The following is a 25,346-nucleotide window of genomic DNA, read 5'->3' on the forward strand; positions in this document are numbered from 1 at the left end:
ATGGCGGACAGCCCTCAGGCCGAGGCCGCCGCACCCGCCACCGAGGCCCGTCAGGCCCACCGCGGGCAGACCGCCGCCCGCGCCATCGAGAACTGGATGGCCTTCTCGCGGCGCAAGCTGAGGGCAGGGGAGCTGGGCTCGGTCCCGGTCGTCGTCGTGCTCGCCGTCGTGTGGATCACCTTCCAGTCCCTCAACGAGAACTTCCTCTCCCCCCGGAACCTGTCCAATCTCAGCGTGGACATCGTGGGCACGGGCCTCATCGCGGTCGGCATCGTCTTCGTGCTGCTGCTCGGCGAACTCGACCTGTCCGTCGGTTCGATCAGCGGGCTCGCAGCGGCCGTCTTCGCCGTGCTGAACGTGAACAACGGCGTGCCCGAGTGGCTCTCCCTGATCATCGCGGTCCTCGCCGGCATGGCGGCGGGAACCGTGCAGGGCTACTCCTTCGCCAGGACCCGGGTACCGGCGTTCGTCGTCACGCTCGCGGGGCTGCTCACCTGGAACGGCCTCATGCTCTACATCCTGGGCACCAGCGGCACGATCAACCTCGACGAGAACGGGCTCGTCGCCAAGCTGACCAGCTACTACTTCACCGATGACGCCGTCGCCTATGGCATCGCGGCGGTCGCCGTGGGCCTGGTCTTCCTCGTGTCCTACCAGGACAGACGGCGCCGCGTGGCCGCTCGGATGCCGCACCGCTCGCTCCAGGTCATCGCGATCCGTGCCGGAGGACTCGCGGTGATCGCGTTCGCCACCGCATATCTGCTCAACCGCTTCCAGGGTCTGCCGCTCGCCCTGTTGATCTTCCTGGTGGTGGTGGCCGGCCTCGACATCGTCCTGCGCCGGACGCACTACGGGCGGCAGGTCTACGCCCTCGGCGGCGGGGTCGAGGCGGCCCGGCGCGCCAGCCTCCGCGTGACGCGGGTGCAGACGGCGGTGCTCGCGGTCTCGGGCACCATGGCAGCGATCGGCGGCATGTTCCTGGCCTCGCGCATCACCTCGGTGAGCCAGAGCTCGGGCTCGGGAGTGCTGCTGCTCAACGCCATCGCCGCGGCCGTCATCGGCGGCACCAGTCTGTTCGGCGGCCGTGGCTCCACCTGGTCCGCGGTGCTCGGCATGCTCGTCATCCAGTCGATCGCCTCCGGCATGGCGATCACGGACACCCCCGCCGCCGTCCAGTTCATGATCACGGGCGGGGTGCTCTTCGCCGCCGTGGTCATCGACGCACTGTCACGACGGTCGCAAGAAGCGCACGGGCGCGCTTGACGCTCGTTCCGGCCGGGACGAGCACCGCATCCAGGTGCACGCGATCCTGGAGGGGAGGGCGACCGACCAGGACGGCCGGAGGTGAGGGCGGTGATCGCCGTCAACCCGATGGACAGCGCCGCGGTACTCGCGACCTTCGGCGCCCTCGGCGTCCTCGTGGTGATCTTCGCGGAGTCGGGGCTGCTCGTGGTCGGTTTCTTCCTGCCCGGCGACACCCTGCTCTTCCCGGCGGGCGTCCTGTGCGCAGCGACCGCCGACCAGGCGCCGCGACTGGTGCTGTGGCAGGTCCTGCTCTGCGCGGCCGTGGGCGCTCTGGCAGGGGCCCAGGTCGGGTTCCTGCTGGGCCGACACGGCGGGCGGGCGCTACTCGCCCGCACCTCGAAACGGCGTGTCCGCGAGGCGGCGGCGCGAGCGGAGAAGCTCCTGGCCCGCTACGGCTACGGCAAGGCCCTCGTCATAGGCCGGTTCGTCCCCATGGTGCGGACTGTCCTTCACCCGGCAGCCGGCGCCCTCGGCGTGCCCACCAGGACGTTCACCGTCTGGCAGATCGTAGGCGGTCTGCTCTGGTCACAGAGCATCGTCCTGGCCGGATACACCCTCGGCGCCTCCGTCCCCGGCATCGACGACTTCCTGCTCCCGCTGATCGCCCTCGTCGTCGTGCTCTCCCTCCTGCCCATGCTCCCCGTCCTGACGGAGGCGCGTCGGGCGAAGAGAGACCGCTGAAGCGGAAGTTGAGGGAGTCCACCCTGACTCGTTCGACCTGCCGGACATCGTTCGAAAACTCTTGACGCCCCGCCACACCCCGATCGACACTCTCGCAACACGACGTCACACAGCCGAAACGGCAGGGTGCCCATGGCCGCGGCCCCGCCATGCCTCAGCAGGGAATCCACATGCCGCACATCGCACGCGTCCGTGTCCGCGCGAGACGTCTGGCGGGCCGACTCGCCGGGCTGACCGCAGCTTCACTGTTGCTGGGCCTCACCGCACCCACCCTTCCCGCGCAGGCGGCGCAGGCGGCGCAGAGGGCGCAGACGGACGAGGCGGCCGAGGCGGCGGAGATCACCGACGGTCTCGCCCTCTGGTACAAGCTCGACGCCGGCTCCGGCAGCACGGTGCCCGACGCCTCCGGCAACGGCCGCACCGGCACCGTCAACGGCGCCGCCGACTGGTCGGGCACCGGTCAGGGCCTCGCCTTCAACGGCTCGGACACCTACCTCAAGGTGCCGAACGACGTCATGAAGGGCATGGACGCGATCACCGTCTCGCTGGACGTGCGGATCGACTCCGCGCAGAGCACGCCGTACTTCCTGTACGGCTTCGGCAACTCCAGCGGCGGCAGCGGGAACGGCTACCTGTTCACCACCGGCAACTCCTTGCGGACGTCCGTCGCGACCGGCAACTGGTCGACGGAGCAGACCACCCGGCCCGCCGACTCCCACAATCTGACCCGCTCGGTTTGGAAGCACGTCACCTACACCCAGACCGGCACCACCGGCGTGCTGTACGAGGACGGTGTCGAGGTCGGCCGCAACACCTCGGTCACCATCACCCCGGGCGCCATCGGCTCCGGCACCACCGCCGCCAACTACATAGGCAAGTCCGTCTACTCCGACGACAAGCTCTTCAAGGGCCGGATGCGTGACTTCCGCGTCTACGACCGCGCTCTCGCCGCCTCCGAGGTCGAGCAACTCGCCCTCCCCGTCGCCACGCAGGGCGTCGCGGACGACAAGGCCGCGCTGAACCTCGGCGACACCGACGCCGTCACGGCCGACCTCGACCTGCCGAGGACCGGCACGGCCGGCGGCTCCGCGATCAGCTGGGCCAGCGACAACCCCGGCGTCGTGTCCGGCTCCGGCGCGGTGACCCGCCCCGCCGCCGGTGAACCGGCCGCCCATGCCACCCTCACGGCGACCCTGAAGAAGGGCACCGTGACCGACACCAGAACCTTCGAGGTCACGGTGCTCCCCGCCTTCGACGACCGGACCGCCGCCGAGCAGGCCGCCGCGGCCCTCGCCGTCCGCAACCTCGACGACGTACGCGGCAACCTCACCCTCCCGGCGACCGGTTCCCACGGCACCGACGTCACCTGGTCCTCCGCGAAGCCGGACGTCATCTCCACGGACGGCCTGGTCCACCGCCCCGCGCACGGCGACGGCGCCACCACCGTCGAGCTGACCGCCACCGTCACCAAGGGCGAGGCGAAAGCGACCCGTACCTTCACCGCGAACGTGCCCGAGATGCCGAAGCAGGAGGGCCTCAAGGGCTACATGTTCAGCTACTTCACCGGCGAGGGCACGGCCGACGGCGAGCAGCTCTACACAGCCCTCAGCAAGGGCAACGACCCCTTGCACTGGCGGGAGTTGAACGACGCAAAGCCCGTCCTGACCTCCACACTGGGTGAGAAGGGACTGCGCGACCCGTTCATCATCCGCTCCCCGGAGGGCGACAAGTTCTACCAGATCGCCACCGACCTCAGGATCTACGGCAACGGCGACTGGGACGCCGCCCAGCGCACCGGCAGCAAGTCCATCATGGTGTGGGAGTCCACCGACCTCGTCCACTGGACGAACCAGCGCCTGGTGAAGGTCTCACCGGACAGCGCGGGCAACACCTGGGCGCCGGAGGCGTTCTACGACGCACAGCGCGGTGAGTACGTCGTCTTCTGGGCGTCGAAGCTGTACGACAACGAGGCGCACTCCGGCGACACGTACAACCGCATGATGTACGCGACCACCCGCGACTTCTACACGTTCAGCGAGCCCAAGGTCTGGATCGACCGCGGCTACTCGGTCATCGACTCCACGATGATCCAGCACGACGGCACGTACTTCCGCCTCTCCAAGGACGAGCGGAACAATTCCTCCTCCACCCCCAACAGCAAGTTCATCTTCGAGGAGAAGAGCGACTCGATCCTCGACCCGTCATGGACCGCGGTCGCGGAGGGCATCGGCAAGGGTGCGATGAACGCCGCCGAGGGGCCACTGGTGTTCAAGTCGAACACCGAGGACAAGTGGTACGCCTTCCTCGACGAGTTCGGCGGCCGCGGCTACATCCCCTTCGAGACGACCGACCTCGCCTCCGGCACCTGGACCCCGTCCACCGGCTACGACCTCCCGGCCAAGCCCCGCCACGGCACGGTACTCCCGGTCACCCGGGCCGAGTACGACCGTCTGCTGCGCGCCTACCAGCCGGACCAGCTCGTGGAGAGCGTGGAGGGCGTGGAGGTGCGGACCGGCATCGGCCAGGCGCCTGTCCTGCCGGCCACCGTCGTCGCCACGTACGCCGACGGCGTCAAGCGTCCCGTCGCGGTGACCTGGGAGGACGTCCCGGAGTCCAAGTACGCGCAGTCCGGCGCCTTCACCGTGACCGGCAGCCTGCCGGACGGCGCAGCGATACCGGTCCGTGCCGAGGTCACGGTCTCTGAAGAGGGCGCCGACGTACCCGCCGACCTGCTCCTGCGCTACGACTTCGACGAGACGGGCGGCACCATCGCCCGTGACTCCAGTGGCCACGGATACCACGGCACCTACGTCCGTACGCCCGACTTCGGCACCGGCGTCGAGGGCGGCTCGTTCAGGATGTCCGGCGACTCGAACTCGCCGTACGTGAAGATCCCGAACGGCGTGCTGAAGGACGCCGGCAGCGTCACCGTCTCGACGTACGCCAAGTGGAAGGGCGGCGACAGCTTCCAGTGGCTGTTCGGCCTCGGGCCCGACAGCGACAAGTACCTCTTCGCCACCCCCTCCAACGGCGGTTCCAGCCTCTACTCGGCGATCACCAAGGCGAGTTGGTCGGCGGAGTCGAAGCTGACGGCGGGCTCGCAGCTCACGCCGGGCGAGTGGCGGCACGTCACCGTCACCCTCGACGGCTCGACCGGCACGATGGTCCTCTACGTGGACGGCATCGAGGCGGCCCGTACGACCACCACCGTCAAGCCGTCCGAGCTGTACGACGCGGACAAGGACCACGGCGGCTACATCGGCCGGTCCCTGTACGCGGCCGACCCGTACTTCGGCGGCGAGGTCGACGACTTCCGCGTCTACGACCGGGCCCTCACCGCCGCGCAGGTCATGGAGCTCAGCGGCAACACCGCGGGCATCGCGAAGGTGACGGCCCCGGCGCTCAAGGTCGGCGCGCTCGTCGACAACTCCGGCAGCAGGATCACTCTGCCGATGAAGGAGGGCACCGATCTCACCGCCCTCGCCCCGGAGTTCACCCTGGCCCACGGCGCGGCGATCAGCCCCGCCTCCGGCAGCGTCCAGGACTTCACCAAACCGGTGACGTACGAGGTGACGGGCTCCGACGGCAAGAAGCGCACCTGGTCGGTCTCGGCGCTCGTCATGAGGAGCCCGGTGCTGCCCGGCCTCAACGCCGACCCGAACATCGTCCGCTTCGGCGACACCTTCTACCTGTACCCGACGACCGACGGCTTCGAGGGCTGGAGCGGTACGCAGTTCAAGGCGTACTCCTCCACCGACCTGGTCCACTGGAAGGACCACGGGGTCGTCCTCGACCTCGGCCCGGACGTGTCCTGGGCGGACAGCAGGGCCTGGGCGCCGACGATCGCCGAGAAGGACGGGAAGTACTACTTCTACTACTGCGCCGACGCCAATATCGGCGTCGCGGTGTCCGACTCGCCGACCGGACCGTTCAAGGACGCGCTGGGCAAGCCGCTGCTCAAGGCGGGCGACTTCAGGGGCCAGATGATCGACCCGGCCGTCTTCACGGACGACGACGGCCGGTCGTACCTCTACTGGGGCAACGGCCGCGCGTACGTCGCGCCCCTCACCGACGACATGACGTCCATCGACACCTCGAACGTCACGGACATCACGCCGAGCGGCTACAACGAGGGCACGTTCGTCATCAAGCGCGCCGGCACCTACTACTTCATGTGGTCGGAGAACGACACCCGCGACGAGAACTACCGCGTCGCCTACGCCACCGGCCCCTCGCCCACCGGCCCGTGGACCAAGCACGGCGTGATCCTGGAGAAGGACCTCTCCCTCGGCATCAAGGGTCCCGGCCACCACTCGGTCGTGCACGTCCCGAACACCGACGACTGGTACATCGCCTATCACCGCTTCGCGATCCCCGGCGGTGACGGTACGCACCGCGAAACCACCCTCGACAAGCTGGAGTTCGACGCCGACGGCCTGATCGAGAAGGTCGTGCCCACCCTGTCCGGCATCGACCCGGTGACCGTCGTCCGCGCCGGTCCGGACGGCGGCGGCAAGGAGGGCGACGCCATCGCGCTGAACGGCTCGGTCTCCGGCGCGGCCACCCCGAAGTGGGCGGTGGCCGAGAGCGCCCCCTGCACGCTGGGCGACCCGACAGCCGCCCGGACCACGCTCACCTGCTCGGACGACGGCACCTACGAGGTGACCCTCACAGGCGGCCGCGGCAGCGACACCGCCACCGTGACCGTGGCCAACGCTGCCCCCGCGATCACCTCGGCGACCGGCCCCGCCTCCGCCGTGCCGACCGGCAAGCCGGCCGCCGTGACCGCCGACTTCGGCGACCCGGGCGCCCGGGACAGCCACACCTGCGCCGTCGACTGGAAGGACGGCACCGAACCGACGACCGGCACGGTCGACGGCACCACCTGCCGGGCCCAGCACTCCTACACCAAGGCTGGCATCCACCGCCCGGTGATCACGGTCAACGACGACGACGGCGGGACGGACAGCACCACCCTGCCCGAGCTGATCGCCTACGACCGCACCGCGGGCCCCGCCCTCGGCACCGGCGTGATCACCTCCCCGAGCGGCGCGTACCCGGCCAAGCCGACCCTGACCGGCAAGGCTGCCTTCTCCTTCGCCGCCACCTACGCCCACCCGAAGGGCACCACGGCCCCCACCGGCAAGGCCACCTTCGACTTCGGCCCGGCGAGGCTGAAGTTCCGCTCCACCGCCTCCGACTGGCTCGTGATCACCGGCGACCGGGCGGTCTACCAGGGCTCCGGCACCGTCAACGGCAAATCCGGCCACGCCTTCCGCATCACCGCCACCGACGGCCCGGACACCTTCCGCATCCGGATCTGGAAGAAGTCGACCGGCGACGTCCTCTACGACAACACCACCGCCGCGAAACCCGCGGGCTTCGTCACCGTCGGTGCCGATCGACGCTGACCCCGACAGGTACTCGCCCCAGCCGCCTGAACCGGTCGGTCGCGTCGTCGTAGCCGACGGCCGGCCGGTGCCCGGGCCCTCGCCGCCGTCCACGGACGCGATCTGCGAGACCACGACCTCTTCGGTGCAACCCTCTCGCAACGTTCCCCGTGCTCCCCTTGCTCCCATGGATGAGCAGACCCCGCCGTACGACGAGACCCCCCGCGTCGAACTCACCCCCGCAGCCGCCGCCCTGCTGCGCAGGCTGCGGGCGACGCACGGCCCGCTGATGTTCCACCAGTCCGGCGGGTGCTGCGACGGCAGCGCGCCGATGTGCTACCCGGAGGGCGAGTTCCGTACGGGCGGCTCGGACGTGCTGCTCGCGGAGCTGCATGTCGACGGCGTCGAGGAGCCGGTGACGTTCTGGATGGCGCGCAGTCAGTACGAGGTGTGGAGCCACACCCGGCTGATCGTCGACGTCGTGGAGGGCAGAGGCAGCGGTTTCTCCCTGGAGGCGCCCGAGGGGGTACGTTTCCTCACCCGTTCTCGCGTCGTCGGCGCCTAGCAACCCCGCAGGCCATCGCCATCTGGTGCACTTCCCCTGAGTCCTGCCACATTTGACGAGACATCAGGGGGATCTGTGACGCGTCGTCAGAAACGGTTCGGAACCGCCAGAGCGGCCCTCACGCTGCTCACGGCACTCAGCGCGCTGGCCGGTGCGGCCCTGGTGGGGGCGGCACCGGCCGGCGCCGCGCAGGGCACGCCGGTCGCGCCGGGTGTCTCGTACGACGAGTTCGACATCGCGGCGGCGAAGGGCACGGCGCATGCCCATGTCCTCACCGTCGACCTGCGCAATCCGCGTGTGCGCCTCGATCTGCTGCATCCGGGTGCGGTGGCCGCCCGGGCGACCATCTCCGAGCAGGCCACCGCGCAGGGCGCGGTCGCGGGCGTGAACGGCGACTTCTTCAACATCAGCGAGGCCCAGCACCCCGGCGTCCAGGCGACCGGCGCGAGTGTGGGACCGGCCGTCGCGCGCGGCACGGCGCTGAAGGGCGCGGTCCCGAACGGCCAGCGTTTCGGGCCCGCGCTGCCGCCCGGCACGAGCACCGAGGACGTGTTCGGCCTGGGCGTCGACCGCCGGGCCCGTCTCGACGGCCTGAGCCTCGACGGCTCGATCCGTACACAGGAGGGCCGGCTGCCGCTGCGCGGCCTCAACCAGTACGCCCTGCCGGTGGGCTCCATCGGGGCGTTCACCGCCAAGTGGGGCAGCGTCTCCCGGGTGCGCGCCACCTGCGGGACGGACACGGACCGGGCGGCTCCGTGCAGTACGGACACCTACGAGGTGACGGTCCGCCGGGGCCGTGTCGCGTCGACCGCCGACACCCCCGGCAGCGGGCCGATCGCGCCCGACACGACGGTGCTCGTGGGCCGCGAGGCCGGTGCGCAGCAGTTGCGGAAGTTCTTCGCGGGCGAGCGTGTGACGGTACGGCACCGGCTGGTGGCGTCGGACTCACGGGTTCCGTTCCGCTTCGCGCTCGGCGGCTATCCGGTCCTGGACGACGGACAGCCCCTGCCGGGCCTCGACAACCGGACCTCGGCCGTGCGCACGGCCGTGGGCATCGCGGACAACGGCCGGCGCCTGCTGCTGCTCGCGCTGGACGGCGCGCCCGAGTACCGCACCGGCCTGACCATCGCGGAGGTGGCCTCCGTCATGCGGGAGCTGGGCTCGGCCGACGCCTTCAGCCTGGACGGCGGCGGCTCGTCGACGCTGGTCGCCCGCGCGCCGGGAGCGGGGACGGTCTCGGTACTGAACCACCCGTCCGACGGCGTGGAACGCCCTGTCCCCAACGGCATCGGAGTGTTCTCGGCCGGCTGACGTTCACGGTCTGAGGCTGCTGACGATGTCCGCCGTGGCCGTCAGACCGCTGTTGATGGTGGGCGCCATGCTCGTGCTGGCCAGGTAGAAGCCGAGCAGCAGGCACACCAGCGCATGGGTGATCTTCAGTCCGCCGTTGCGGACGAAGATCACCGCCAGGATGAACAGCAACAACACCACAGAGATGGAAATGGCCATCGTCAACCTCCTCCGCCACGCCGCCTTGTCAAGGTTCGCGGCGTTCGGCCGCAAGTGTGGCGTAGCGGAGGGTTCGTCCGGGCGGCTGACCTGTCCTCCGAACGTGTGGTGTTCCCGCGCGGCGTTCTAGAAGGTCCGCCGCCGGGCGTCGAGGAAGGCCTCCAGGCCGGCGAGGTCGTCGGTGTTGAGGAAGTCGACGCCGGCGGCCAGCAGTTCGTCCCACAGCGCGTCCCGGGCCGGTCCGGCCACGTCCGGGGTGGCCCAGAACCGCACCTTCTGCCCGCGGGAGTGCGCCGTCCGGACGATGCCGCGCAGCTTCTGCCGCTCGGCGTCCGGGAAGGCGCCCACGCCGAGCCAGGTGAAGTTGAGCGTCCAGTTGTCGCTGATGAGCGAGATGAACGAGGAGGGCGTCGAGCTGCCGAGGTCGGCGAGGCGGCCGTCGTAGAAGGCGCGGCGGACGGTCTGGGCCTCCATCGGCGTACGGGCCGCACGGTCGCCGGAGATCACGGCGGTGACCGCCCCGGGGAGGACCCGGCCGTGGGCGTACGTCGTGAACAGGTGCTTGTAGCGCTTGAGGTGCTTGTCGAGTTCGAGGTACGCCGAGGCGCCCTCGGTCTTGATGTCGATGAGCAGCTGGATCGGCTTGCGGTGTCCCCGGTAGACGGAGCCGTGGTTGGCCCGCACGCGGGCGGCCAGCGGGTCGAGGTAGAGGGACTCCAGCGTGCGGGTGGGGTCGAGGTCCTCGGGGTCGTGGGCGACGAGGAGCTGGTCGCCGACGAGGTAGATGTCTGCTTCGAGGCTGCCGAAGCGGTGGTCGAGGGCGTCGAGGAGAGGACGCGGGTGCTCGTAGTCGTTGTGGGCGTGGGCGCGCCACAACGGGCGCGGGCGGTGCTTCTGTTCGCCGGCCAGCGCGCCGTTGGCGGGCAGGGCGACCGCGCCCGCGAGGGCGGCGCCGAAGGTGGTGAGGGCTCTGCGACGGGTGGTGAGGGCCATGTGCTCTGCCTCCCTGACAGGGGCGTTCCAAGGCGTTGGGAACCGCTGCGAGTATGCGATTCCGATGCCCCAAACAGCAGAGCTGTGCGGCGAGTTGGCCGGACTGCCGTCCCGTGTTCACTTCGCCCGTGCAGCGCACACGAAAAAGCCCGCCCCAGGTGGGGCGGGCTTTTCGCGCGGTTCGCTCAGGTGTACGTCAGGGAGCCTGCAGGTCGACGAGTTCGGCCAGGGCCGCACGGTGGGCGCCTGCCGTGCCGTAGGCGATGGAGTCGGCCTTGGCCCGCTTCAGGTACAGGTGGACCGGGTGCTCCCAGGTCATCCCGATTCCGGCGTGCAGTTGCAGCGCCTCCTCGGCGGCGTGCACGGCGACGGGCGCCGCGTAGGCCTGGGCGACGGCCACCGCCACGTCGACGTCGTTCCCCGTCGCGAGCGCGTCGGCGGCGCCCCGGGCGGCGGCGCGGAGGTTGACGACCTCCAGCCACAGCTGGGCGAGGCGGTGCTTGAGTGCCTGGAAGCCGCCGACGGGCCGGTTGAACTGCTTGCGGTCCTTCAGATAGCGGACCGTCTCGGTCAGCGTCCATTCGGCGAGCCCGAACTGCTCGGAGGCGAGCAGCCCGGCTCCGGCGCGCAGGGCACGTCGCACGGCCGGTTCGGCGGCTCCCAGCAGCCGGCCGGACGCGCCGTCCAGGCGCACCGTCGCCACCGGCCGGGTCAGGTCCAGGGACACCTGCGGGGTGACGGTCACGGCCTCGGAGTCGACCGCGTACAGCCCGCCGTCGTCCGCGGGCACGAGCAGCACGTCGGCGACGGCCGCGTCCGCGATGCCGGTCAGCTCACCGTGCAGGGCACCGCCCTCGTGCCGTACGGCCTTGAAGGCGCCGCCGGGAGCCACGTTCAGCGCCACGGCGAGGGCGCCGATCCGCCGCCCGGACGCCAGCTCGGCCAGCAGGCCCTCGTCGGTCTCGCAGCCGAGCAGGGCCTCGGTGGCCACGACAGCGCTGGTCAGGAACGGCACGGGAGCGACAGCGCGCCCCAACTCCTCCAGGACGACGGCGACTTCGCGGTGGGTGGCACCCTGGCCGCCGTGTTCCTCCGGGACCAGGAGCCCGGCCAGGCCCATTCCGTCCGCGAGCGCCTTCCAGGCCGCGAGGTCGTGCGGGGCGTCCGACTCTGTGCGCGCGATGACGCCGGGCGCGTCGCAGTGATCGGCGAGCAGGTCCCGTACGGCGGCCCGCAGTGCCTCTTCCTCCTCCGAGTACAACAAGTCGCGCTGCTTCGTCATCGGGCCAGGTCCTTCCATGCGACGTCCTTGTCGGTTCGCGGCTCGGACGGCAGGCCCAGGACGCGCTCGGCGACGATGTTCAGCAGGACCTCGCTGGTCCCGCCCTCGATGCTGTTGCCCTTGGAGCGCAGGTAGCGGTATCCGGCGTCGCGGCCGGTGAAGTCCACGAGCTCCGGGCGGCGCATGGTCCAGTCGTCGTACAACAGGCCCTCCTCGCCACGCAGTTCGACCTCCAGGCCGCTGATCTCCTGGTTGAGGCGGGCGAAGGCGAGCTTCATGCCGGCACCCTCGGGGCCGGGCTGGCCGGCGACGAGCTGCTGGCGCAGTCGCTCCGCGGTGAGGCGGGAGACCTCGGAGTCCACCCACAGCTTCAGCAGCCGCTGGTGCAGGTCGTGGGTGCGCAGTTCGGGCCGCTCGCGCCAGGTCTCGGCGATCGGGCCGATCATGCCGCCCTCGCGGGGCAACCGCATGCCGCCGATCGCGACGCGCTCGTTGTTCAGGGTGGTCTGCGCGACCCGCCAGCCGTCGCCGACCTCGCCGAGGCGACGCGAGTCCGGGATGCGGACGTCGGTGAGGAAGACCTCGTTGAACTCGGCCTCACCGGTGATCTGCCGCAGCGGCCGGACCTCGACGCCGGGGTCGGTCATGTCGCAGAGGAAGTAGGTGATGCCCGCGTGCTTGGGCACGTCCGGGTCGGTGCGGGCGATGAGGATGGCCCAGCGGGCGATATGGGCGCTGGACGTCCAGACCTTCTGCCCGTTGACGACCCAGTCCTCGCCCTCGCGGACGGCGCGCGTCCGGAGCGCCGCGAGGTCGGATCCGGCGCCGGGCTCGCTGAAGAGCTGGCACCAGACCTCCTCCCCCGTCCACAGGGGCCGCAGATACCGCTGCTTCTGCTCCTCGGTGCCGTACTTCAGGATCGTCGGCGCGGCCATGCCCAGCCCGATGCCGATGCGCCGCGGGTCGTTGTCGGGGGCGCCCGCGGCCTCCAGCTCGGCGTCCACGACGGCCTGGAGGGAGCGGGGCACGCCGAGTCCGCCGAGGCCCTCGGGGTAGTGCACCCACGCCAGACCGGCGTCGAAGCGGGCGCGCAGGAAGTCCAGCCGGTCGGTGCCGGTGGGCGGATGGGCGTCCAGCAACTCGCCTGTCCGGCGGCGGAGTTCGGATGCGTCGATCGTCATGCGGCGGCTCCGTTCTGCTGCGACGGCACGACGGCGATACGGCCGGTGGAGACACCGTCGGCGACCTTCTGGACGGCGACCGCGGCCCCGCTCAGCGGCACCCGCTGGCTCACCAGCGGCTTGATCGCGCCCCGCGCGGCCAGCTCGGTGAGCTGTTCGTGGCAGTGCTGGATCAGCTTCGGGTTCTTGGTGTTGTACAGACCCCAGTGCAGACCGAGGATCGAGTAGTTCTTCACCAGCGCGTGGTTGAGCGCCGGGCTGGGGATCGTGCCGCTCGCGAAGCCGACGACCACGATCCGGCCCTCGAAGGCGACGACCTTGGCGGACTGGGCGTAGGCCTCGCCCCCGACGGGGTCGTAGATGACGTCGGCGCCCCGGCCGCCGGTGGCCTCCTTCACGGAGCCGATGACGTCCTCGGCACGCCGGTCGATGACGACGTCACAGCCCAGCTCACGGGCGACGGCCGCCTTGTCCGCGCCGCCCACGACACCGATGACCCTCGCCCCGGCCGCCTTGCCGAGCTGCACGGCCGCGCTGCCGACCCCTCCAGCGGCAGCGTGGACGAGCAGCGTCTCGCCGGCTTCCAGACCGGCCCGCCGGTGCAGGCCGACCCAGCCGGTCTGGTAGCCGATGTGCAGGGCGGCGGCCTCGGCGTCGTCCAGCGCCTCGGGTGCGGGCAGGAGGGCGCGGGCGTCCGCGACGGCGTACTCGGCGAAACCGCCGTACGGCAGCGCGGGGTTGGCCAGCACCCGGCGCCCGTCCTCGGTCTCGCCGCAGATCTCCACGCCCGGCGTGAAGGGCAGCGGCGGCCGGACCTGGTACTGGCCCCGGCACAGCAGGGCGTCCGGGAAGTTGATGTTCGCGGCACGCACCTTCAGCAGGATCTGGCCGTCACCGGGCGTGGGCGTCTCGACGTCCTCGAGGCGCATCACCTCGCTCGGCTCGCCGTTCTCGTGCACTTGCCATGCCTGCATGCGGTGCCTCCACGGGGGACTGCTTCGTCTGACCGGGGTCGGTTCGCATACTAAGCGGTCGCTTGCCGATCAGGGAACAGTCATGTGGGGACAGTCGTGTGCGTCACTCCTTCTTGGGCCGCGCCCGCACATGCATCCGCTCCCCCTGCGGCCCGAACAGACTGAGGAACTCCACCGGCCCCTCCCCCGTCGACCCGAACCAGTGCGGCACCCTCGTGTCGAACTCGGCGGCCTCCCCCGCCGTGAGCACCACGTCGTGCTCGCCGAGCACCAGCCGCAGTCTGCCCGACAGGACGTACAGCCACTCGTAGCCCTCATGCGTACGCGGCTCGGGTTCGAGCCTGCGCTGCGGTTCGAGCACCTTGAAGGCCTGGAGGCCGCCGGGCTGGCGGGTGAGGGGCCAGTGCTTGCGGCCGTACTGCTCGATCGGTTTGGTGGCGCGCACCCTCGGATCGCCGACGACGGGATTGCCGACCAGCTCGTCCAGGGGCACCTGGTGCGCCCGTGCGATCGGCAGCAGCAGTTCCAGGCTGGGTTTGCGCAGGCCGGACTCCAGCCGGGAGAGCGTGCTCACCGAGATGCCAGTCACCTCGGACAGCGAAGCGAGGCTCACCTCGCGTTCCTTGCGCATCTGCCGCAGCCTGGGACCCACGCCCGCGAGAACTTCGTCGGTACTCATGCCGATATTGCAGTTTCGGCAAACTTGTTTGTCAATCCCGCACCCTTCGCGGCACGGTCTGGGTGGAGGTGGTCACCATGACCGAAGCGTACGAAGTGATCGTCGTCGGAGGCGGTGCGGCGGGCCTCTCGGCCGCCCTCGTCCTGGGCCGGGCCCGGCGCCGCACCCTGGTCGTCGACGCGGGCGAGCCGCGCAACGCGCCCGCCGCGCACATGCAGGGCTATCTCACCCGGGACGGCATGTCCCCCGCCGACTTCCTGGCGATCGGCCGCGAGGAGATCGCCCGGTACGGCGTGGAGCTCGTCGGGGACCGCGCCTTGGACGTCACGCGCGGCGAGGACTTCACGGTCGTCCTGGCGAGCGGCCGCAGCGTCCGCGCCCGGCGGCTCGTCGTCGCCACCGGCCTCAGGGACGAGCTGCCGGACGTCCCCGGTGTCGCCGAGCGCTTCGGCAAGGATGTGCTGCATTGCCCGTACTGCCACGGCTGGGAGGTCCGTGACCAGGCCTTCGGCGTGCTGGCGACCACCGCGCTGAGCGTGCACCAGGCGCTGATGGTGTCGCAGTGGTCGAAGGACGTGACCTTCTTCCTGCACGAGGTCGCCGAGTCGGACCTCGCGGACGACGACCTGCGCAGGCTGGCGGCGGCCGGGGTGAACGTGGTGCCCGGTGCGGTGGCCGAGGTGGTGATCGAGGACGACCGGCTCACGGGCGTGGGCCTGGCGGACGGAACGGTGCACTCACGTGAGGTGCTGTTCGTCGCGCCCCACGCGGTGCCGCAGACCGGCCTGCTGGAGAAGCTCGGCGCCGACCTCCAGGAGACCCCCTTCGGTTCGTACCCGGTCGTCGACCCGACCGGCCTCACGTCCGTCCCGGGTGTCTGGGCGGTCGGCAACGCGATGGGGTTCGGCGAGCAGGTCGTGAACGCGGCGGCGGGCGGCTACCGAGCAGGGGCCACGATCAACGGGGAGATGCTCATGACCGACATCGACGCGGCCGCGGGGGTGTAGAGCCGCCGCCTGCGGTGCACGATGGCTGCATGCTGCTGACCCGGCTGGCCCAGGTGTCCCAGGAGGTCGCCGCGACCTCGGCGCGGTCCCGGAAGATCGCTCTGCTCGCGGAGCTGTTCCGGGACGCCGAGGCGGACGACGTACCGATCGTGATCCCGTATCTGGCGGGACGGCTGCCGCAGGGGCGGCTCGGCATCGGGTGGAAGGTGCTGAGCCGACCGGTCGCCCCGGCCGCCGAGCCGACCCTCACGGTGCGCGAGGTGGACGCCCTGCTGACCGGGCTCGGCAAGGTCTCCGGCACCGGCTCGCAGGCCGAACGGGCTCGTCTGGTAGGCGAGTTGATGGGCGCGGCCACCGAGAACGAGCAGCGCTTCCTGTTCGGGCTGATCACGGGCGAGGTGCGGCAGGGCGCGCTGGACGCCGTGGCGGTGGAGGGGCTGGCGCAGGCGACCGGGGCGTCTTCGGCGGACGTGCGGCGAGCGGTGATGCTCGCGGGGTCGCTGCAGACGGTGGCCGAGGCCCTGCTCGCGGACGGCCCCGCCGCCCTCGAACGCTTCCGGCTCACCGTCGGCCGCCCCGTCCTGCCGATGCTGGCGCACAGTGCCTCCTCGGTGGCCGAGGCGGTCGACAAGCTCGGCGCCTGCGTGGTCGAGGAGAAGCTGGACGGCATCCGCGTCCAAGTGCACCGCGACGGCGACGCCGTACGGATCTACACCCGCACCCTGGACGACATCACCGACCGGCTCCCCGAACTGACCGCGACCGCAATCGAGTTGAGAGGCGAGCGCTTCATCCTGGACGGGGAGGTCATCGCCTTCGACGACCAGGGTCGCCCCCGTTCCTTCCAGGAGACCGCCGGCCGCGTCGGCTCCCGCGTGGACGTGGCGACGGCGGCCAGGGAGGTCCCCGTCTCCCCCGTCTTCTTCGACGCCCTGTCCGTCGACGACCGTGACCTGCTCGACCTGCCCTTCGCCGAGCGGCACGCGGAACTGGCCCGGCTGGTCCCCGAGCCGATGCGCGTGCGCCGCAGTCCGGTGCCCGGGCCCGAGGACCTCGCGCGGGCCGAGGACTTCCTCGCCGAGACCCTGAAGCGCGGCCACGAGGGCGTGGTCGTCAAGGCGCTCGACGCCCCCTACAGCGCGGGCCGACGCGGCGCGTCCTGGCTGAAGGTCAAGCCCGTCCACACCCTCGACCTGGTGGTGCTGGCCGCCGAATGGGGTCATGGCCGCAGGACCGGCAAGCTCTCCAACCTCCACCTGGGCGCCCGCACGGCGGACGGCTCCTTCGCCATGCTCGGCAAGACCTTCAAGGGCATGACCGACACGATGCTGACCTGGCAGACCGAGCGGCTCCAGGACCTCGCCGTGGAGCACCCGGGCTGGGGGGTGACGGTCCGCCCCGAACTGGTCGTCGAGATCGCCTACGACGGTCTGCAGCGCTCCACCCGCTACCCGGCCGGCGTGACCCTCCGCTTCGCGCGCGTGGTCCGCTACCGCGAGGACAAACGGCCCGATGAGGCCGACACGGTCGAGAACCTGCTCGCCGCCCACCCGGACGTGAAGCCGTGACCGCGGAGGTGAAGCCGTGACGCCGTCCGGCGGGAAGCGCGAGAAGCGCAGCGCGGGCCTGCTGCTGTTCCGCCACACCGATGGCGGTCTGGAAGTGTTGCTCGGCCATATGGGCGGCCCGTTCTTCGCCAAGCGCGACGCGGGGGCGTGGACGGTCCCCAAAGGCGAGTACGAACCCGACGAGCCCGCCTGGGACGCGGCCCGGCGCGAGTTCCAGGAGGAGCTGGGGCTGGCGCCGCCCGACGGAGCGGCCGTACCGCTCGGCGAGGTGAAGCAGTCGGGCGGCAAGATCGTCACGGTGTGGGCGGTAGAGGCCGACCTCGACCCGGCGACGGTCGTCCCCGGCACGTTCGTGATGGAGTGGCCGCCGCGCTCGGGACGGACCCAGGAGTTCCCGGAGCTCGACCGGGTGGCATGGCTGGGCGTCGACCGGGCGCGCGAGGTCATCGTGAAGGCCCAGGCCGCGTTTCTGGACCGGCTGGCGGAGCACTCGGTCTGAGCGGCCGTACACGCGTTGCGGTAGCCGGCGACGCGCGGGAAGGTCGAAGCATCAGCACGCTCCCAGGAGGTCGGTCATGCCCATCGCGACGGTGAACCCGGCGAACGGCGAGACGCTCAAGACGTACGAGGCCATGGGTGCCGAGGAGATCGAGCGCAGGCTCCAGCTCGCCGAGGCCACGTTCCGCACATACCGGACGACCAGCTTCACCGACCGGGCTCGCCTGCTGGTCCAGGCCGCGGATCTCCTGGAGGGGGACCAGGACGACATCGCCCGGACCATGACCACCGAGATGGGCAAGCCCATCAAGCAGTCGCGCGCGGAGGTCGCCAAGTGCGCCAAGGCGATGCGCTGGTACGCCGACCGTGCCGAGGAACTGCTCGCCGACGAGGAGCCGCCCGAGTCCGACGTGAAGGACTCCGGCGCCTCGCGGGTCCGGGTCCGCTACCGGCCGCTGGGTCCGGTGCTCGCGGTGATGCCGTGGAACTTCCCGCTCTGGCAGGTGATCCGCTTCGCGGCCCCGGCGCTCATGGCGGGCAACGTCGGCCTCCTCAAGCACGCCTCGAACGTCCCCCAGACCGCCCTCTACCTGGAGGACCTGTTCCACCGCGCGGGCTACACGGAGGGCTGCTTCCAGACCCTGCTCGTCGGCTCCGGACAGGTCGACGAGATCCTGCGCGACGAGCGCGTCAGGGCGGCCACCCTCACCGGCAGCGAGCCGGCCGGCCGCGCGGTCGCCGCCACCGCCGGGGAGATGGTCAAGAAGACGGTGCTGGAACTGGGCGGCAGCGACCCGTACGTCGTCATGCCGTCGGCCGACATCGACCGCGCCGCGCAGGTCGCGGTGACCGCGCGCGTGCAGAACACCGGTCAGTCGTGCATCGCCGCCAAGCGGTTCATCGTGCACACGGACGTCTACGAGGCATTCGCCGAGCGGTTCGTGGAAGGCATGAAGGCGCTGGTGGTCGGCGACCCGATGCAGGAGGAGACGGAGGTCGGCCCGCTGTCCAGCGAACGGGGCCGGGACGACCTGGAGGAGCTCGTCGACGACGCCCGGCGCAGCGGAGCGGCCGTGCTGTGCGGCGGCCACCAGCTCCGCCGCCCCGAACTGCCCGGCTGGTACTACGCCCCCACCGTGCTCGCCGGCATCACCCGTGAGATGCGGATCCACCGTGAGGAGGCGTTCGGGCCGGTCGCCACGCTGTACCGGGCCGACGACCTGGACGAGGCGGTACTGATCGCCAACGACTCACCGTTCGGGCTGAGTTCGAACGTGTGGACGCGCGACGAGGCCGAGGTCGACCGGTTCGTCCGGGACCTGGAGGCCGGGAGCGTGTACGTCAACGGGATGACGGCGTCCCATCCGGCGTTCCCGTTCGGCGGAGTGAAGCGGTCCGGATACGGGCGTGAGCTGTCCGGGCACGGAATCCGCGAGTTCTGCAACATCACCACGGTTTGGCAGGGTGCGTGAGCGCCGCGCGACTACGATCCCGGGTGTGAACCGCGAAGTTACTCTGCCGCTGATCGTCGATGACCGCGGGACCTTGCAGGTGGCTGCCTCCGATGTGAGCAAGCTGCTGCGCACGGTGGGTGGTCGGTGGCTGCACCTTGTCGAAGCCGGGGAGGACGGGCTCGACGAGGACACGGTGGCTGCGCTGACCATCGAGCTGGCGAAGCTCGCGGATCGCATCGACGTCGCGTGCATCGCGCACAGCAGCGGCACCGCACCATAGGAGAGCTCCGCAGGGCGCGAGGACGCCCTGCGGCAAACCCCTGCGGCGCTACCGGATCGACATGCCCGACAACGTACGGGCGATCACCAGCCGCTGGATCTCGCTCGTGCCCTCGAAGATCGTGTAGATCGCGCTGTCGCGGTGCATCCGCTCCACCGGGTACTCCCGCGTGTAGCCGTTGCCCCCGAGGATCTGTATCGCCTGAGCGGTGACCTTCTTCGACGTCTCGCTCGCGAACAGCTTCGACATCGACCCCTCGGCCGCCGTGAACGGCTTGCCGTTGACCGCCATCCAGGAGGCACGCCACACCAGCAGCCGCGCGGCATCGATCTGCGTCGCCATCTCGGCCAGCTGGAACGCCACACCCTGGTTGTCGATGATCGGCCGCCCGAACTGCTCACGCGTCATCGCGTAGTCGAGGGCCACCTCGTACGCGGCCCGGGCCGTACCCACGGCCATGGCGCCGACGGCCGGCCGTGAGGCCTCGAACGTGGCCATCGCCGCGTTCTTCACGCGCTCGCCGCCCGCCTTGGCCCGCTCACGAGCCCGCGCCAGGCGCTCGTCCAGCTTCTCCTTGCCGCCCAGCAGGCAGGAGCCCGGCACCCGCACGTTGTCCAGGACGACCTCGGCGGTGTGCGAGGCCCGGATGCCGTGCTTCTTGAACTTCTGGCCCTGGGCCAGGCCCGGCGTGTTCGGCGGGACGATGAACGACGCGTGCCCCTTGGAACCCAGGTCCGGGTCGACGACCGCGACGACCACGTGGACGTTGGCGATACCGCCGTTGGTCGCCCAGGTCTTCGTGCCGTTGATCACCCACTCGTCCTTGGCCTCGTCGTACACGGCGCGGGTGCGCATCGAGGCCACGTCGGAGCCGGCGTCGGGCTCGGAGGAGCAGAACGCGGCAAGCTTGACATCGTTGGCATCGCCGTACATCTGGGGCACCCAGGTGCCGATCTGCTCCTCGGTACCGTTCGCGAGGACGCCGACGGCGGCGAGGCCGGTGCCGACGATCGAGAGGGCGATGCCGGCGTCACCCCAGAACAGTTCCTCCATCGCCATCGGGATGCCGAGACCGGTCTGGTCGAAGTACTGCTGGGCGTAGAAGTCGAGCGAGTAGATGCCGACCTTCGCGGCCTCCTGGATGACCGGCCAGGGAGTCTCCTCACGCTCGTCCCATTCGGCGGCCGCGGGGCGGATCACGTCGGCCGCGAAGCCGTGCAGCCAGTCCCGGACCTCCTTCTGTTCGTCGTTGAGCTCCATGGTGAACTCGGCCATGTCCCCTCCAGCGGCGTACGTGCATGCTTGATGCTTGTTACTAGCGGTAACCTTAGTTTGTTACTCACGGGTAGATAAAGTCAACCCACGACGACCGGTCGGCAGTCCGTTCGATGATCCCGGCTGGTTGAGTGTTAGTTTGCGCATGCGTCATCGATTCACCACGGGTGGGGAGAGCTCATGGACACCACGCAGCGGACCGAGCAGCAGCGGTCCGCCGACCGCCGTCGGCGCGAGCTGCTGGAGGCCGCCGACAGAGTGGTGCTTCGCGACGGCCCGCAAGCCTCGATGAACGCGATCGCGGCCGAGGCGGGGATCACGAAGCCGATTCTGTACCGGCACTTCGGTGACAAGGGCGGACTTTACGCGGCGTTGGCCATGCGGCACACGGACGCGTTGCTCGACTCGCTGCGGGCGGCGCTGGACGCCCCCGCGGACCGGCGTGAGCGGGTCGAGGCCACGTTGGACACGTACCTCGCGGCGATCGAGGCGCGGCCTCAGGTGTACCGGTTCCTGATGCATCCGGCGGAGGGCGGCCAGCCGGGGGACCCTGGATTCGACGTCGGCAAGCACTCGGCGCCGCTGCTCCGCAGGATGGGTGAGGAACTGGCCACCGTCATCGAGGAGCGGCTGGACCTCGGACCCGGCAGCCAGCAGCTGGCCCGGGTGTGGGGGCACGGGATCGTCGGGATGATGCATGCCGCGGGCGACTGGTGGCTCGGGGAACGGCCGTGTTCGCGGGTGGAGTTGGTACGCAGTCTGGCCGATCTGCTGTGGGGACGGCTGGCTGCCGCCGGGGACAAGATGGGCGGCCCGGGGTTCTGACGGCGGCTAGGGCCTGCGCCAAGAGGCGCGGGCCACCTGTCGCATCAGGCGTCTGCGGCGCCAGCCCGTTACGCGGTCCGCGTACAGACTGCCCTCCAAGTGGTCGTACTCATGCTGGAGGCAGCGTGCGAAGAACCCCGTGCCGTGAATCGTCACCGGCTCGCCCGTGATCGTGAAACCCTCGACGACCGCATGGTCGTACCGCTCCGTGCCCGCCTCCAGGCCCGGCAGGGACAGGCAGCCCTCCGGGCCCCGGAGCACCACGCCGTCCGCCTCCACGAGCCGTGGATTCACCACATGCCCCAGGTGCCGGACGTCCTCGTCGTCCGGGCAGTCGTACACGAACACCCGCAGCGGCTCGCCGATCTGGTTCGCGGCGAGGCCCACGCCACGCGCCGCATACATCGTCGCGAACAAGTCCTCCACCAGCGTCGCCAATTCGGGGCCGAAGTCGGTGACATCCTTGCAGGGTGCCTGCAGCACCGGGTCGCCGAGCAGGGTGAGGGGACGGACGCGCCCGCGCGCGCCCGGAATGGAGCCGTTTCGCATGGCCGCAAGGGTACGGCGATTCGGGAGTGCGAATGGATCTCGATAGGCTGACCACCACCACGTTGCCGTCAGGCAGAGGCGCGGCGCGTACGCAAGGAGGATCGAGGACTGATGTCAGGCAACTCGGACCCGCTTTCGCCGCGGGCCAAGCTGGCCGTGACCGCGGGCAAGGCGGTCGCGGCGGCATCGCGTGCCGCGGGGCGCGGTAGCGGTTCGGTGATCGGTGGCCGGGTGGCACTGAAGCTCGACCCCGACCTCCTCGCCCGGCTCGCGCAGAACCTGGACGTGGTCCTGGTGTCGGCGACCAACGGCAAGACCACGACCACCCGGCTCATCGCGGAGGCCCTGCGGGCCGCCGGCCCGGTCGTCTCCAACGCCCTCGGCGCCAACATGCCCGCCGGCATCACCTCCGCGCTCGCGGGCAGCTCGGAGGCTCGCTACGGCGTCATCGAGGTCGACGAGAAGTACCTCGCCGGGGTCGCCCGGGACACCGACCCCAAGTGCATCGCGCTCCTCAACCTCTCCCGCGACCAGCTGGACCGCGCCGCCGAGACCCGCATGCTCGCCGAGAACTGGCGCGAGGGGCTCGCCGGCTCGAAGGCCGTGATCATCGCCAATGCCGATGACCCGCTGGTCGTGTGGGCGGCCTCCTCGTCCCCGAATGTGATCTGGGTCGCCGCCGGGCAGATGTGGAAGGACGACGCCTGGTCCTGCCCGTCGTGCGGTGGTGTGATGCAGCGGCCGGGCGACGACTGGTTCTGCGGTGAGTGCGGTTTCCGGCGGCCCACGCCGAGCTGGGCGCTGTCCGGTGATCACGTCCTCGACCCGCACGGGTCGGCCTGGCCCATTCACCTCCAGCTGCCGGGGCGCGCCAACAAGGCCAACGCCGCCTCCTCGGCCGCCGTGGCCGCCGTGTTCGGGGTGCCGCCGCAGGTCGCCCTGGAGCGCATGTATCAGGTGCAGGCCGTAGCGGGACGCTATGACGTCGTGCAGTTCGAGGGGCGGGAGCTGCGGCTGCTGCTCGCCAAGAACCCGGCCGGCTGGCTGGAGACGTTCTCCCTCATCGACCCGCCGCCGACCCCGGTGATCCTCTCCGTGAACGCGCGCGGTGCCGACGGCACCGACACCTCCTGGCTGTGGGACGTCGACTACACGCGGCTGACCGGGCACCCGATCTGCGTCGTCGGCGACCGCAGACTCGACCTAGCGGTGCGGCTGGAGGTCGCGAACCAGCAGTTCCAGGTCTGTGACACCCTCGACCAGGCCGTGCAGCTGTGCCCGCCGGGCCGGATCGAGGTCATCGCGAACTACACCGCGTTCCAGGACCTGCGCCGCCGCGTCGGCAACTGAGCACGAGACTTCAGGGGACTCAAGTGAGCGACAACCAACTGCGGATCGTCTGGATCTACCCGGACCTGCTCAGCACGTACGGCGACCAGGGCAACGTCCTCGTCGTGGAGCGCCGGGCGCGGCAGCGCGGCCTGGACGTGGCCCGTCTCGACGTGCGCAGCGACCAGCCGATCCCGACCTCCGGTGACATCTACCTCATCGGCGGCGGCGAGGACCGGCCGCAGCGGCTGGCGGCCGAGCGACTGCGCCGGGACGGCGGTCTGCAACGGGCCGTCGAGAACGGCGCCATCGTGTTCTCGGTGTGCGCCGGCTACCAGATCCTCGGGCACGAGTTCATCAACGACCTCGGCCAGCGCGAGCCGGGTCTGGGCCTGATCGACGTGGTGTCCGTGCGTGGCGAAGGGGCCCGGTGCGTCGGTGACGTGCTCGGCGACATCGACCCGCGCCTCGGTCTGCCTCCGCTGACCGGCTTCGAGAACCACCAGGGCGTCACCCACCTCGGCCCCACGGCCCGCCCGCTCGCCAAGGTCCGCTTCGGCAACGGCAACGGCACGGGCGACGGTACGGAGGGTGCGTACAACGACACCGTCTTCGGTACGTACATGCACGGCCCGGTGCTCGCCCGGAACCCGCTGATCGCCGACCTGCTGCTGAAGCTGGCGCTCGACGTGAACGCGCTGCCGCCGACCGACGACCGCTGGTACGAGGCGCTGCGCGGCGAGCGCATCGCGGCCGCGCAGCAGCCCGCCTGACGGCTACCGCACCGGCTCGTACACCTGGGTTCCAACCTGCTGTCACCAGCCCGTCTGACGGTGCGTCCGCACAGGTGAGCGGGGTCGTCCAGCAGGCGGACGCATGGTTCGGCCCCGCCCCCTGATGCCGCTAGGGTGGCGGGGATTCGAGCCGGACAGCGTGGTCCGGTCCCGGCCCACGTTGAGAAGGTTTTTCGGGCTATGCGCATTGGTGTCCTCACGTCCGGCGGCGACTGCCCCGGCCTGAACGCCGTCATCCGGTCCGTCGTGCACCGCGCAGTCGTCGACCACGGCGACGAGGTCATCGGCTTCCGGGACGGCTGGAAGGGCCTCCTGGAGTGCGACTACCTCAAGCTCGACCTCGACGCGGTGAGCGGCATCCTGGCTCGCGGCGGCACGATTCTCGGCTCCTCCCGGGTCCAGCCCTCCCATCTGCGGGACGGCGTGGAACGGGCGAAGGGCCATCTCGAGGAGCTCGGCCTCGACGCGATCATCCCGATCGGCGGCGAGGGCACACTGAAGGCGGCCCGGCTGATGTCGGACAACGGCCTGCCCGTCGTGGGTGTGCCGAAGACCATCGACAACGACATCGCGGTCACGGACGTCACCTTCGGCTTCGACACGGCCGTCGGCGTTGCGACCGAGGCCCTGGACCGGCTCAAGACCACCGCCGAGTCCCACCAGCGGGTGCTCGTGGTCGAGGTCATGGGCCGGCACACCGGCTGGATCGCGCTGCACTCCGGCATGGCGGCCGGCGCGCACGCCATCGTCGTGCCGGAACGGCCCTTCGACATCGAGGAGTTGACCCGGGTCGTCGGCGCGCGGTTCGAGGCGGGCAAGCGCTTCGCGATCGTCGTGGCGGCCGAGGGGGCGAAGCCGAGGCCCGGCTCCATGGCGTTCGACGAGGGCGGCAAGGACATCTACGGGCACGAGCGGTTCGCCGGGATCGCCCGTCAGCTGTCCATCGAGCTGGAGGGGCGCCTGGGCAAGGAGGCCCGGCCGGTGATCCTCGGACATGTGCAGCGCGGGGGTACGCCCACCGCGTACGACCGCGTGCTCGCGACGCGGTTCGGGTGGCATGCCGTGGAGGCCGTGCACCGGGGTGAGTTCGGCAGGATGACGGCACTGCGTGGCACCGACATCGTGATGGTGTCGCTGGCAGAGGCCGTGGAGACGCTGAAGACCGTGCCGGAGGACCGGTACGAAGAGGCTGAGTGCGTGCTGTAGCT

The 25,346-nt window shown here is 70.7% G+C and carries 22 protein-coding genes; 14 read left to right on the plus strand and 8 right to left on the minus strand.

The window, feature by feature from the left end; translation table 11 throughout:
• The 5 genes from ACFY5C_RS23985 (at position 1) to ACFY5C_RS24005 (ending at position 9,252) form a co-directional block, all read left to right on the plus strand.
• The gene (locus tag ACFY5C_RS23985) at positions 1 to 1,263 is read left to right on the plus strand and encodes a sugar ABC transporter permease (protein WP_389447334.1); all 1,263 of its coding nucleotides are present in this window, start codon (positions 1 to 3) and stop codon (positions 1,261 to 1,263) included.
• Between the two features lie 90 nt (positions 1,264 to 1,353).
• Entirely contained in the window at positions 1,354 to 1,986 is a 633-nt protein-coding gene (locus ACFY5C_RS23990; RefSeq protein ID WP_389447336.1) for a DedA family protein, read from the plus strand.
• 170 nt (positions 1,987 to 2,156) lie between these two features.
• Positions 2,157 to 7,397: a family 43 glycosylhydrolase gene (locus ACFY5C_RS23995; RefSeq protein ID WP_389447338.1), complete on the plus strand. Its 5,241-nt coding sequence runs from the start codon at positions 2,157 to 2,159 to the stop codon at positions 7,395 to 7,397.
• 166 nt (positions 7,398 to 7,563) lie between these two features.
• On the plus strand, positions 7,564 to 7,941 hold the full coding sequence (locus ACFY5C_RS24000) for a DUF779 domain-containing protein (protein WP_389447340.1): 378 nt from the start codon (positions 7,564 to 7,566) through the stop codon (positions 7,939 to 7,941).
• Positions 7,942 to 8,016: 75 nt separating this feature from the next.
• Positions 8,017 to 9,252, plus strand: a complete 1,236-nt coding sequence (locus ACFY5C_RS24005) for a phosphodiester glycosidase family protein (RefSeq protein WP_389447342.1) — start codon at positions 8,017 to 8,019, stop codon at positions 9,250 to 9,252.
• 3 nt (positions 9,253 to 9,255) lie between these two features.
• Here the strand turns inward: ACFY5C_RS24005 and ACFY5C_RS24010 are convergent, their stop codons facing one another.
• The 6 genes from ACFY5C_RS24010 to ACFY5C_RS24035 all read right to left on the minus strand — a co-directional run bounded on the left by ACFY5C_RS24010 (position 9,256) and on the right by ACFY5C_RS24035 (position 14,559).
• Entirely contained in the window at positions 9,256 to 9,450 is a 195-nt protein-coding gene (locus tag ACFY5C_RS24010) for a hypothetical protein (RefSeq protein ID WP_107912016.1), read from the minus strand.
• A 126-nt stretch (positions 9,451 to 9,576) separates the two neighbouring features.
• Positions 9,577 to 10,443, minus strand: coding sequence for a phosphatidylinositol-specific phospholipase C/glycerophosphodiester phosphodiesterase family protein (locus ACFY5C_RS24015; protein ID WP_389447344.1), 867 nt, complete (start codon positions 10,441 to 10,443; stop codon positions 9,577 to 9,579).
• Between the two features lie 196 nt (positions 10,444 to 10,639).
• Positions 10,640 to 11,725, minus strand: coding sequence for an acyl-CoA dehydrogenase family protein (locus ACFY5C_RS24020; RefSeq protein WP_389447345.1), 1,086 nt, complete (start codon positions 11,723 to 11,725; stop codon positions 10,640 to 10,642).
• Positions 11,722 to 12,906 carry an acyl-CoA dehydrogenase family protein gene (locus tag ACFY5C_RS24025; RefSeq protein ID WP_389447347.1) on the minus strand — a complete coding sequence of 395 codons (1,185 nt, stop codon included), beginning with the start codon at positions 12,904 to 12,906 and terminating at the stop codon, positions 11,722 to 11,724. Before ACFY5C_RS24025 ends, ACFY5C_RS24020 begins: the two co-directional genes overlap by 4 nt.
• A complete protein-coding gene (locus tag ACFY5C_RS24030; RefSeq protein ID WP_389447349.1) occupies positions 12,903 to 13,880 on the minus strand; it encodes an NADPH:quinone oxidoreductase family protein in 978 nt (325 codons plus the stop codon). The genes ACFY5C_RS24025 and ACFY5C_RS24030 overlap by 4 nt, the downstream gene beginning before the upstream one ends.
• Before the next feature lie 103 nt (positions 13,881 to 13,983).
• Positions 13,984 to 14,559, minus strand: coding sequence for a helix-turn-helix domain-containing protein (locus ACFY5C_RS24035; protein ID WP_389447351.1), 576 nt, complete (start codon positions 14,557 to 14,559; stop codon positions 13,984 to 13,986).
• Between the two features lie 77 nt (positions 14,560 to 14,636).
• Between ACFY5C_RS24035 and ACFY5C_RS24040 the strand changes: the two genes are divergently transcribed.
• The 5 genes from ACFY5C_RS24040 to ACFY5C_RS24060 all read left to right on the plus strand — a co-directional run bounded on the left by ACFY5C_RS24040 (position 14,637) and on the right by ACFY5C_RS24060 (position 19,366).
• Positions 14,637 to 15,566: an NAD(P)/FAD-dependent oxidoreductase gene (locus tag ACFY5C_RS24040; RefSeq protein ID WP_389447353.1), complete on the plus strand. Its 930-nt coding sequence runs from the start codon at positions 14,637 to 14,639 to the stop codon at positions 15,564 to 15,566.
• Between the two features lie 29 nt (positions 15,567 to 15,595).
• Positions 15,596 to 17,134, plus strand: coding sequence for an ATP-dependent DNA ligase (locus tag ACFY5C_RS24045; protein ID WP_389447355.1), 1,539 nt, complete (start codon positions 15,596 to 15,598; stop codon positions 17,132 to 17,134).
• Between the two features lie 16 nt (positions 17,135 to 17,150).
• Positions 17,151 to 17,633 carry an NUDIX domain-containing protein gene (locus tag ACFY5C_RS24050; protein WP_389447356.1) on the plus strand — a complete coding sequence of 161 codons (483 nt, stop codon included), beginning with the start codon at positions 17,151 to 17,153 and terminating at the stop codon, positions 17,631 to 17,633.
• A 76-nt stretch (positions 17,634 to 17,709) separates the two neighbouring features.
• The gene (locus ACFY5C_RS24055; RefSeq protein WP_389447358.1) at positions 17,710 to 19,104 is read left to right on the plus strand and encodes an NADP-dependent succinic semialdehyde dehydrogenase; all 1,395 of its coding nucleotides are present in this window, start codon (positions 17,710 to 17,712) and stop codon (positions 19,102 to 19,104) included.
• Positions 19,105 to 19,129: 25 nt separating this feature from the next.
• Positions 19,130 to 19,366, plus strand: a complete 237-nt coding sequence (locus ACFY5C_RS24060; RefSeq protein ID WP_328429254.1) for a DUF6213 family protein — start codon at positions 19,130 to 19,132, stop codon at positions 19,364 to 19,366.
• A gap of 48 nt (positions 19,367 to 19,414) precedes the next feature.
• Here the strand turns inward: ACFY5C_RS24060 and ACFY5C_RS24065 are convergent, their stop codons facing one another.
• The gene (locus tag ACFY5C_RS24065; RefSeq protein ID WP_389447360.1) at positions 19,415 to 20,641 is read right to left on the minus strand and encodes an acyl-CoA dehydrogenase family protein; all 1,227 of its coding nucleotides are present in this window, start codon (positions 20,639 to 20,641) and stop codon (positions 19,415 to 19,417) included.
• A gap of 180 nt (positions 20,642 to 20,821) precedes the next feature.
• Between ACFY5C_RS24065 and ACFY5C_RS24070 the strand changes: the two genes are divergently transcribed.
• Complete coding sequence (locus ACFY5C_RS24070) at positions 20,822 to 21,466, plus strand: TetR family transcriptional regulator (protein ID WP_389447362.1); 645 nt, start codon at positions 20,822 to 20,824, stop codon at positions 21,464 to 21,466.
• A gap of 6 nt (positions 21,467 to 21,472) precedes the next feature.
• Here the strand turns inward: ACFY5C_RS24070 and def are convergent, their stop codons facing one another.
• On the minus strand, positions 21,473 to 22,015 hold the full coding sequence (gene def / locus ACFY5C_RS24075; RefSeq protein WP_389447364.1) for a peptide deformylase: 543 nt from the start codon (positions 22,013 to 22,015) through the stop codon (positions 21,473 to 21,475).
• A 111-nt stretch (positions 22,016 to 22,126) separates the two neighbouring features.
• Between def and ACFY5C_RS24080 the strand changes: the two genes are divergently transcribed.
• From ACFY5C_RS24080 to ACFY5C_RS24090, 3 genes are all read left to right on the plus strand, one after another.
• On the plus strand, positions 22,127 to 23,365 hold the full coding sequence (locus tag ACFY5C_RS24080; RefSeq protein WP_389447366.1) for a MurT ligase domain-containing protein: 1,239 nt from the start codon (positions 22,127 to 22,129) through the stop codon (positions 23,363 to 23,365).
• 23 nt (positions 23,366 to 23,388) lie between these two features.
• Positions 23,389 to 24,117: a type 1 glutamine amidotransferase gene (locus tag ACFY5C_RS24085; RefSeq protein WP_389447368.1), complete on the plus strand. Its 729-nt coding sequence runs from the start codon at positions 23,389 to 23,391 to the stop codon at positions 24,115 to 24,117.
• A gap of 201 nt (positions 24,118 to 24,318) precedes the next feature.
• Positions 24,319 to 25,344, plus strand: coding sequence for a 6-phosphofructokinase (locus ACFY5C_RS24090; protein WP_389447369.1), 1,026 nt, complete (start codon positions 24,319 to 24,321; stop codon positions 25,342 to 25,344).
• The last annotated feature ends 2 nt before the right edge of the window (positions 25,345 to 25,346 follow it).

Origin of the sequence: Streptomyces sp. NPDC012935, from assembly GCF_042900345.1 — a bacterium.
Taxonomy (GTDB): Bacteria; Actinomycetota; Actinomycetes; order Streptomycetales; family Streptomycetaceae; genus Streptomyces.